General features: G+C 65.5%; 2 protein-coding genes. One reads left to right on the plus strand and one right to left on the minus strand.

Annotated elements, in window-relative coordinates; translation table 11 throughout:
- Nucleotides 1-348 (plus strand): hypothetical protein (locus QTI66_RS39435; RefSeq protein WP_286565824.1); only part of this gene is annotated, 348 nt, incomplete at its 5' end.
- 22 nt (nucleotides 349-370) lie between these two features.
- On the opposite strand, the gene QTI66_RS39440 is transcribed toward QTI66_RS39435, so the two are convergent.
- Entirely contained in the window at nucleotides 371-1,447 is a 1,077-nt protein-coding gene (locus tag QTI66_RS39440) for an alpha/beta fold hydrolase (RefSeq protein WP_286565826.1), read from the minus strand.
- Between the last annotated feature and the right edge of the window lie 124 nt (nucleotides 1,448-1,571).

Here is a 1,571-nt window from a genome sequence, read left to right on the forward strand (position 1 = left end):
GCATGCTCTCCTTCTTGCACCACCCCGGCCATGACGACGCCTCAACTGCCCGCTCTCCATCGCCTCGCATGGTGGTTGCCAGGCGCGCTGACCGCGCTGGCAGCAATCCTCGCCGTTGCAACGTGGCGGCCGAACGAACAGGGCCTCCTGCCCATGGTTGCGATCCTGTGCGCCCTGCCATGGTCACTCGCCCTGGTTCCCGTCAACTTTGGTCCAGGATTCGCAGACCATGCGGCCCTCATCGTCACGGCCGGCCTGTTCGTCAACGCCGCCTTGACATGGTGGTCGACGGCTGTATTGCGAGCGCGCTGCCTGCGCCGTCACTTCGCGGACAGGCAGGAGGGCTGACCATCCGTCATTTGAAACGCACTCACACCGGGGTAAGCGCCGTCTGCGCATCCCACGCCTGAGCGCGACGCGGCGGGCTTTCCTGCCATGACGATCCGGTTTGCAAGTCGCCTGCTCGCCCGTTCGCGGCGGCGGGGCGCCGGATCTCACCGCCAGCACTGACCGCCGCCACGATCTGCCCGGGCACCACGTAGTGAACCATGTGGCCCGCAGCAGGCACCTCGATCAACGTGCTTTGGGGCAGGTCGCCGTGCAGTCGCCTCGAATGCGCCACCGGGTCGACCACCTTGTCGTCCGCGCCGGCGATGATCGTGACCGGCATCCGCAGCTCCCCGTGGCGCTTGCTGCTTGCGAGTGCCGCCGGCACCATGAAGACTGCATCTTCCGCATTGGCGCGCAACTGCACGGGGCGCAGCATCATTTCGCGCGAAAGCGCCGGAAAGAAATCCGCCGGGACGGCGTTCGGTGAAAACATCGCCTTGACCGCCCCATTCATCATCGCGCGGCTTGCCATCGCCGTGACCGTGTAGCGCATCACGTCACCCAACACGGGCAGGGCCACTGGCGTTGTGAGAAGTGCGTCGAGACGCGCGGTCGGGTAGTAATACCCCCCGAGCAATACCAGGCCTCCCACGTCGTCAGGGTATTCAAGGGCCATCGCCATCGCGACCATCGTGCCCATGGAATGACCGAGAACAACCGGACGCTCGACACCCAGCTTTGCGAGTGCGGCACGAATCAGCTTTGCTTGCGCTGCCGGCGTCCACAGCCTGTTGCGCGATCGATCGCTGTGCCCAAAGCCTGGTCGATCGATGGCGATCACCCGGTGCTCTTTCGCGAGTCGCTCGATCAGGCCGCTCGCATGGAAGTCGTCCAGCGTCACGGCGTTTCCGTGGAGCAGCACAACAGGAGGTCCTGCACCCCGATCCACGTAGTGCAGCCGGATCCCATCGACGTTCGCAAAAAGTCCCTTGGGCGGATGCTCGCGTTCGGCGCGGCGCGCCTTGAACGCTGTCCACGCCGCGGTCGCGGTGGCCAGCGCCACGGTTGCCAATGCGCCTCGGGAAGTGGCCAGGTCTTTGAGGTGGGAAGAAGTCATGGGAAGGTCCGGTATGCGAAACCCCTGTGCTTTCGCTCGAGAGGCCCCGCGGAAAGAAAGATGCTCGCACGCGCCGCTGCTGCGGCGCATTTGAGGTCGTTGGGTCGCGACCGCGAAGCGGCCG

Source organism: Variovorax brevis (assembly GCF_030317105.1).
Taxonomy (GTDB): domain Bacteria; phylum Pseudomonadota; class Gammaproteobacteria; order Burkholderiales; family Burkholderiaceae_C; genus Variovorax; species Variovorax brevis.

Coding starts and splice junctions, on each gene's coding strand:
- QTI66_RS39440 (WP_286565826.1), bottom strand. CDS start 1,447: ATGACTTCTTCCCACCTCAAAGACCTGGCCACTTCCCGAGGCGCATTG.